The following is an 8,745-nucleotide window of genomic DNA, read 5'->3' on the forward strand; positions in this document are numbered from 1 at the left end:
AATGCGCTGGCGGGCCGACTACATCGATTGCCTCGTCAAGCGGGGCGGCGAATTCGTCATAGTTCCAAATCTCAACGCAATTTTCGTTTCGCAAAGAGACCGCTCTGCGGTGGCGAACGGCTGAAGGACGAATGCAATCATGAAGTTCACGATCAAACTGAAACTGGCACTCGCTTTTGCCTTTATGCTCGCCCTGCTGCTCGGTACCGCGATCTACGGTATTCAAAGCCTCTCGGGCATCAATGACACGATGAAGGCAACGCTGGCAGGGCCGGTGACCCGTCTTGAACTTGTGCAGCGTGTCAATATCGCCCAGCTGCAAGGCATCCGGCAGCAAAAGAATTTGGTCGCCGCCAATACGCCGACGGAAATCCAGGCTGCGCAGAAACGGGGAGACGTGGCGCGCGCCGACCTCAAAGAAGCGCTAGACAAGGCGCTGACCATCGTGACCGAGCAGGGCCGCCCCCGCTGGCAAAAGATCCAGGAGCTTGCCGCGAAAGCTGATGCCTTGGACGACAAGATTCGAGCCCTCATGGTGTCCGGTGCGGCAGCAGAGGCTGAGCGTCTCTCGATCACCGAAGCGCGCGAGACGGCCAATGAACTCGACGCAGCTGTCGAGTCCGTGATTACCCTCGCCAGACAGCAGCTCGAAGAAGCAGGAGCGGCGGCGGATGCCGCCTATGCATCCACCAGCACGATCATGATCGGCGTCGCCGCTGGCGCGGTGCTGATTGGTCTCGTTGCGGCCTTCTGGATCTCGATGACCATCAGCCGCGGTCTGCAGCGCGCAACGAATGCGGTCCGCCAGGTCGCCGAGGGCGATCTGACCAGCACGGCCGAGATCACCACGCGGGACGAAATCGGCGAGATGCTCGGCCATGTCAATGCGATGATCGAACGACTGCGTGACGTTGTTGCCGACGCGCTTTCCGCTTCGGACAACGTCTCGTCGGGTAGTCAGGAGCTTTCGGCAAGTTCCGAGACCCTTTCTCAGGGCGCGACTGAACAGGCCTCGTCTGCCGAAGAAGCTTCCGCCTCGATGGAAGAGATGGCCTCCAACATCAAGCAGAACGCTGACAACGCGGCACAGACCGAGAAGATCGCCCGCCAGTCCGCCAAGGATGCCGAAGCCTCGGGTGAGGCCGTCGGCCGCGCTGTGGGTGCGATGCGGACGATCGCCGAGAAGATCTCGATCGTTCAGGAAATCGCCCGCCAGACCGACCTGCTCGCGCTGAACGCTGCGGTCGAAGCCGCCCGCGCCGGTGAACATGGCAAGGGCTTTGCGGTCGTTGCTTCTGAAGTGCGCAAGCTTGCCGAACGCAGCCAGGCCGCTGCTGCCGAGATCAGCTCGCTCTCGGGCGAGACTGTAAAGGTCGCAACCGACGCCGGCGAGATGCTGAACCGGCTGGTGCCGGATATCCGCAAGACCGCCGAACTGATCTCGGAAATCTCCGCCGCCTGCCGCGAGCAGGATATCGGTGCCGCCCAGATCAACGAAGCGATCCAGCAGCTCGACAAGGTGACCCAGACCAATGCCGGCGCGTCGGAAGAAATGTCGGCGACCTCGGAAGAACTGGCTTCGCAGGCCGAGGAACTCCAGGCTTCCATCGCCTTCTTCAAGGTCGACAAGGTCGGCCACAAGGAAGCGAACCACGCCCAGAAGCTTCGGGCGACTGCCGCAAAAATGGCGTCGCCGAGCGTGAAACGTCCTGCTTCGAAGCCGGCGTCGCGACCGATGCAAGCCATGTCGGGCCAGGGTGGCCGCGGCAAGGGCTTCGCCCTCGACATGTCGATGGGCGGCCCGGACGCCGACGACGCGGATTTTAGGGAAAGTGCGTGAGCTAGATTGAGATGGCGCCGCGCTCCACGAGGAGCGTGCCGCCAAGGCCGGCGCGTGTATGCGCCGGCTGGGGCTCGCGATCAGCGACTCGCGGAAGGTTGAATGCATCAGCCTCCTCCGCATGCCCGGCAAGTCTCGTGGGGACTTGCTTCATAATGCACATGTCAATTCGTGACGAGGAGATATTGAGATGCGTTTCACGATCAAGATGAAGCTGGCAGTCGCGTTCGGCTTGCTGATACTGTTGTCCAGCGCCATGGCGACGTTGGCAATCATGAACTTGTCCAGCCTCAATTCGGCGATCACCGTTATCGTCGAGGGACCGGCCACCAACCTTCGCAACTCGAGCGACCTGTCCGACGCGGTGCTAAATGCCATCCGTCACGAGAAGAATGTCGTCATGAACACCGATCCGATGCAGATCGGCAAATACGCCAATGCCGTCAACGAGCAGCGCGCGAAGATCGACAGCATTCTGGCGACCTTCGACGATGAGACGAAGTCGGCCATCACATCCAAAATTGCAGCCTTCCGAGCCGCGTTGCCCGAGTGGAAAAGGGCTCAGGACGAGGTCGTGAAGCTCGGCACCATCAATACCGACGACAGCAACCGCCGCGCCGGCGAGATCTCCATGGGCGAAGGGGCGAAGGCGACGGACGTGCTCCTCGCGACGCTGACCGCGCTCAATGACGAAATCGCCGCGGATCTCAAACACACCGATGCGGAAACCAACGACCAATACGCCTTCTCGCGCAATCTGCTGATCGGCGGTCTCGTTGTATTGCTCCTGACATCGACGGCCGTGGCGCTGTGGATTGCCTTGGGCATCAGCAGCGGCCTGCGCAAGGTTCGTCAGGCCGCGGACGCGGTCGCAATCGGCGACCTCGACCAGAGAATCGAGATCAAGACGAATGACGAGATCAAGGATCTGGTCGAAACGATCAACATAATGACGGACAATCTTCGCAAGGTCGCGGGAACCGCCGACCTGATCGCCGCAGGCGACTTGTCGGTCGAGCCCAAGCCCCTTTCCGACAAGGACGTCCTCGGCCTTTCCATGAAGGGCATGGTCACCAACCTGCGCATCACGGCGAAGATTGCCGACCAGATTTCGAATGGCGACCTCATGGTCTCGCCCAAGCCGCTCTCGGACAAGGACACCCTCGGCATTGCGCTGCAAAGCATGGTCGAGCGTCTGCGTGGCGTCGTCGCCGACGCCATGTCGGCGTCGGTCAATGTCTCCTCGGGCAGCCAGGAACTGTCGGCAAGTTCGGAACAGCTCTCACAAGGTGCGACCGAGCAGGCGTCCTCCGCCGAGGAGGCATCCGCCTCGATGGAAGAGATGGCTGCCAATATCAAGCAGAATGCCGACAACGCGGCACAGACCGAGAAGATCGCCCGCCAGTCGGCCAAGGATGCCGAGGCGTCGGGTGAGGCAGTGGGTCGTGCGGTCGGTGCGATGCGGACGATCGCCGAGAAGATCTCGATCGTTCAGGAAATCGCCCGCCAGACCGACCTGCTCGCGCTGAACGCTGCGGTGGAAGCAGCCCGCGCCGGTGAACACGGCAAGGGCTTTGCGGTCGTTGCTTCTGAAGTGCGCAAGCTTGCCGAACGCAGCCAGGCCGCTGCCGCCGAGATCAGCTCGCTCTCGGGCGAGACCGTAAAGGTTGCAACCGACGCCGGCGAGATGCTGAACCGGCTGGTGCCTGATATCCGCAAGACCGCCGAACTGATCTCGGAAATTTCCGCCGCCTGCCGCGAGCAGGATATCGGTGCCGCGCAGATCAACGAAGCGATCCAGCAGCTCGACAAGGTGACCCAGACCAATGCCGGCGCGTCGGAAGAAATGTCGGCGACATCGGAAGAGCTTGCTGCGCAGGCTGAAGAACTCCAGACCTCGATCGCCTTCTTCAAGGTCGACAGCGCGAGCCTGAGAAAAGACGCCGCAGCGCAGCGCCGCCCGGCCCCGGTCGCCCGTCCGGCAGCCAAGCCTGCGCACAAGGTCGACCATAGCGTGAATGCCCAGCAGGCCAGAGCCCGCGGTTTTGCCCTCGACATGTCCATGGGCGGACCCGATTCCGACGACGCAGACTTCAGGGAGAGCGCCTGAAAAGAAGGTCAGCCGCCCGCTACCGGCCGTCAGGAACCGGGCCTTCTTCACCGCACGCCAGCGAATGCAAACAGACGTCAGCACAATCACGAAAGAGGGAATTTATCATGTCATTGTTCACGCCGATCAGCAGGACATCTCGGACGAGTTGGGCGCTTGCGGAGATTCAGAGCCTCACGAATAGAATGGCGGATGGAGACCTCGCGCATCGTGCTCAGGAAGAGCGCGCCACCGGCGAGGCCAGGGAATTGCTGGCTGCGGTCAACGCTTTGCTGGAAGCGACGACGCGCCCGGTCAGTGCCCTGCGCGATGCAATCGGCCACGTGACGGCTGAGCATGACCGCGGCGATATTGATGTCGAAATTGCTGCCAGCGGGTTCAAAGGCGATCTTGCAGTGATGGCCACCGGCATCAACGGATTGGTCGGCAGTCATATCGCCGTCAAGAAGAAGGCGATGGCCTGCATCAAGGAATTCAGCGAAGGCAATTTCGAGGCCCCGCTCGAAAAATTCCCCGGCAAGAAGGCGTTCATCAACGACACGATCGAGACATTGCGGGGCAACCTTAAGGGCCTGATCGCCGAGATGAACCAGATGTCCACCGAACACGACAAGGGCGATATCGATGTCTTCGTCCCCGTGGACAAGTTCAAGGGTGACTTCGCCGCCATGGCCACCGGCATCAACGGAATGGTCGGCAGTCACATCGCCGTCAAGAAGAAGGCGATGGCCTGCATCAAGGAATTCAGCGAAGGCAATTTCGAGGCTCCACTCGAAAAATTTCCCGGAAAGAAAGCGTTCATCAACGACACGGTCGAGACATTGAGGGCCAACCTCAAGGGCCTGATCGCCGAGATGAGCCTGATGTCCACCGAACACGACAAGGGCGATATTGATGTCTTCGTCCCCGTGGACAAGTTCAAGGGTGACTTCGCCAGCATGGCGGCGGGCATCAACGGAATGGTCGGCAGTCATATCGCCGTCAAGAAGAAGGCGATGGCCTGCATCAAGGAATTCGGCGAGGGCAATTTCGAGGCCCCACTCGAAAAATTTCCCGGAAAGAAGGCGTTCATCAACGACACGGTCGAGGTGCTGAGAGGCAATTTCCGCGCAATCATTGCTGAAATCCAGCGTCTCATCGTCGCCTCCACCGCCGGCAAACTGAGCGAACGGGGTGAAGCAGGCCGATTCGTCGGCGACTTTGCCACCCTGGTTTCCGGCATCAACGGCATGCTCGACGCTACGCTGCTGCCGATCTCCGAGGGCAACCGGGTGCTGAACCAGGTATCTGCGGGTGATCTGACGGAACGCGTCGAGATTGCCTGCGAAGGCGACCATCAGAAAATGAAGAATGCTGTCAACTCCCTCATCAGCAATCTGACGTCATTTGCCGTGAACGTCAGCGCTGCGGCAGATCAAGTGACAGACGGCAGCCAGGAACTGTCGGCGAGTTCAGAGCAACTGTCGCAGGGCGCGACCGAGCAGGCCTCATCCGCCGAGGAAGCCTCGGCCTCGATGGAAGAGATGGCCGCCAACATCAAGCAGAACGCCGACAACGCGGCCCAGACCGAGAAGATCGCCCGCCAGTCCGCCAAGGACGCGGAATCCTCGGGCGAAGCGGTAGGCCGAGCGGTCAGCGCCATGCGGACGATCGCGGAGAAGATCTCGATCGTACAGGAAATCGCCCGCCAGACCGACCTGCTCGCGCTGAACGCCGCGGTGGAAGCCGCCCGTGCCGGCGAGCATGGCAAGGGCTTTGCGGTCGTCGCTTCGGAAGTGCGCAAGCTCGCCGAACGCAGCCAGGCTGCGGCCGCCGAAATCAGCACCCTCTCAGGCCAGACCGTCCTGGTCGCAACCGAAGCCGGCGACATGCTGAACCGGCTCGTGCCCGATATCCGCAAGACCGCGGAACTTGTCTCGGAAATCTCCGCTGCCTGCCGCGAGCAGGACATTGGTGCGGCCCAGATCAACGAAGCGATCCAGCAGCTCGACAAGGTCACCCAGACCAATGCCGGCGCGTCGGAAGAGATGTCTGCGACCTCGGAAGAACTGGCTGCTCAGGCCGAGGAACTCCAGACATCCATCGCCTTCTTCAAGGTCGATCGTTCGAGCGCGACGATGGCCGGCGGAGCCACACGCCGTCCGGCGCCTGCCGCGCGGCCGGCTGCCAAGTCAGCTCCCAAGTCGGCCCCCATGCAGGCACGCAAACCGGACAACAGCATCAACGGCCAGCAGACACGCGCCCGCGGCTTCGCCCTCGACATGTCGATGGGCGGACCTGACGCCGATGATGCGGACTTCAGGGAGAGCGCATGATCACGGCGGGCCGAGCCATAACGGTCCGGCCAAGCCTGATGCATGTCCTGGAGCCAAGCCCATCAAAATTCGGAGTATTGGACTCCGCACCGCGTAATCAAGGATTTTTGACCATGCGAATGACTATAAAACTCAAATTGAGCCTTGTCTTTGCGACCATCATCGTGCTCGCCGGTGCGATGGCGACCCTTGCGATCATCAATCTCTCCTCATTGAATTCGGCGATCAGCCAAATGGTTGACGAGCCGATCGAGGACATGAACAATGTCTCGAAGCTGAGCGATCTGTTCAACGGCACGGTCCGCGCCGAGAAAAACGCGATCATGAACACCAATCCGGCGGAGATTGACGACTACGTAAAGTCGCTGATCTCGCGCCAGGAAAAGATCGGCGGCATCATCGATTTGCTCGACAAGTCGGTAGACGAGGAAATCCGCAAGAAGACGGCCGAGTTCCGGGCGCTGTTCGAGGAATATGTCCCGATGCAGAAGCAGATGATCGCGCTGGCCACCGAGAACACCACCGAGTCCAACGCCCGCGCGGCAAGCATGTCGATGGGCGCTGGCCGTGAGGTGATGAACAAGGCCCTCGCGGTCATCGAAGAAATCGTCGCCGCGGCCACCGCCGACGTCAAGCGTACCGATGCCGAGACCAATGAGCAATACGCACAGTCTCGCACGGTTCTCCTTGTCGCCATCCTGCTGCTCGCCGCAATCTCAATCTCCGCGGCGGTCTGGATCTCGTTCTATATCTCGCGGGCTTTGAAGAAGGCCGGCATCCTTGCTGATGCGGTTGCGATCGGAGACCTCGAACAGGATATCAACCACAAGGCCAATGACGAAATCAAGGATCTCGTTGTTTCGATGCAACGCATGACGGCCAACCTGCGCATCACCGCGACGATCGCCAACCAGATTTCGAATGGCGACCTCATGGTCTCGCCCAAGCCGCTCTCGGACAAGGACACACTCGGCATTGCGCTGCAAAGCATGGTCGAGCGTCTGCGTGGCGTCGTCGCCGACGCCATGTCAGCTTCGGTGAACGTCTCCTCGGGCAGCCAGGAACTTTCCGCGAGCTCGGAGACGCTTTCGCAAGGTGCGACCGAGCAGGCGTCCTCCGCCGAAGAGGCATCCGCCTCGATGGAAGAGATGGCTGCCAATATCAAGCAGAACGCTGACAACGCGGCACAGACCGAGAAGATCGCCCGCCAGTCCGCCAAGGATGCCGAGGCGTCGGGTGAGGCCGTGGGTCGTGCGGTCGGTGCGATGCGGACCATCGCCGAGAAGATCTCGATCGTTCAGGAAATCGCCCGCCAGACCGACCTGCTCGCTCTCAACGCCGCGGTGGAAGCTGCCCGCGCCGGTGAACACGGCAAGGGCTTTGCGGTCGTTGCTTCGGAAGTGCGCAAGCTTGCCGAACGCAGCCAGGCCGCTGCTGCCGAGATCAGCTCACTCTCGGGCGAGACCGTGAAGGTCGCAACCGACGCCGGCGAGATGCTGAACCGGCTGGTGCCGGATATCCGCAAGACCGCCGAACTGATCTCGGAAATCTCCGCCGCCTGCCGCGAGCAGGACATCGGTGCGGCCCAGATCAACGAAGCGATCCAGCAGCTCGACAAGGTGACCCAGACCAATGCCGGCGCGTCGGAAGAAATGTCGGCGACGTCGGAAGAACTGGCCGCCCAGGCTGAAGAACTCCAGACCTCGATCGCATTCTTCAAGGTTGATAGCGCGAGCACGAAGGTTGCCTCGATGCGCCGTCCAACCCCGGCTGCTCGGCCGGTGGTCAAGGCTGCCGCAGTGTCGGGTCGCAAGATCGACCATAGCGTGAATGCCCAGCAGGCCAGAGCCCGCGGTTTTGCCCTCGACATGTCGATGGGTGGGCCCGATTCCGACGATGCAGACTTCAGGGAAAGCGCATAATCATGGCAAGTACATCCTCAGAATCCCAGTTCGTCACCTTCAGCCTCGACAGTGAAATCTTCGCTGTCCCGGTGGAGGTCGTGCGGGAAATCCTCGACCACGAGGAAGCCTTCAAGATCCCACATGGTCCCGACTACCTGCTTGGGCTTCGGGACGTACGTGGCCAAGGCGTGCCGGTGGTCGATCTCCGTCTTCGCCTGGGTATGACGAAGACGGAAAAGACCCCGCATACACGCATTCTGGTGCTCGATGTCCAGATCGGCGAGAAGATGCTGACCCTGGGCCTGGTCGCCGACCGCGTCTATGAGGTTATCCCCTTCCGCCGCGAAGAGATCGAAGGGGCGCCGGATATCGGGGTCACCTGGCGCTCGGACTACATCGCCGGTGTCGTTCGCCGCAATGGCAGCTTCGTCGTCATTGTCGACCTTGCCCGCTTGTTCTCCGATTCCGGAGAAGCGCTCGGCGGCTTTGGCCGCCGCGTGCCGGAAGTAGCTTAACCAGTTCGAGGGAGGTGACCGGTGGCAGTAGCCCAACGGACGGAGTCGATGGACGATCGAC

The 8,745-nt window shown here is 61.2% G+C and carries 5 protein-coding genes and 1 pseudogene; all 6 read left to right on the forward strand.

Going from position 1 to position 8,745, the window contains the following annotated elements; translation table 11 throughout:
* Positions 1-124: pseudogene (locus tag AC2YI2_RS34580) on the forward strand (chemotaxis protein CheW); the annotation flags it as partial.
* 15 nt (positions 125-139) lie between these two features.
* On the forward strand, positions 140-1,840 hold the full coding sequence (locus AC2YI2_RS34585; RefSeq protein WP_487391054.1) for a methyl-accepting chemotaxis protein: 1,701 nt from the start codon (positions 140-142) through the stop codon (positions 1,838-1,840).
* Positions 1,841-2,030: 190 nt separating this feature from the next.
* A complete protein-coding gene (locus AC2YI2_RS34590; RefSeq protein WP_487391055.1) occupies positions 2,031-3,950 on the forward strand; it encodes a HAMP domain-containing methyl-accepting chemotaxis protein in 1,920 nt (639 codons plus the stop codon).
* 107 nt (positions 3,951-4,057) lie between these two features.
* Complete coding sequence (locus tag AC2YI2_RS34595; protein WP_487391056.1) at positions 4,058-6,265, forward strand: methyl-accepting chemotaxis protein; 2,208 nt, start codon at positions 4,058-4,060, stop codon at positions 6,263-6,265.
* Between the two features lie 113 nt (positions 6,266-6,378).
* A complete protein-coding gene (locus AC2YI2_RS34600; protein WP_487391057.1) occupies positions 6,379-8,187 on the forward strand; it encodes a methyl-accepting chemotaxis protein in 1,809 nt (602 codons plus the stop codon).
* A gap of 2 nt (positions 8,188-8,189) precedes the next feature.
* Positions 8,190-8,684, forward strand: a complete 495-nt coding sequence (locus AC2YI2_RS34605; RefSeq protein ID WP_487391058.1) for a chemotaxis protein CheW — start codon at positions 8,190-8,192, stop codon at positions 8,682-8,684.
* Positions 8,685-8,745 lie beyond the last annotated feature (61 nt).

This window comes from Rhizobium sp. SRI_017 (genome assembly GCF_057586295.1).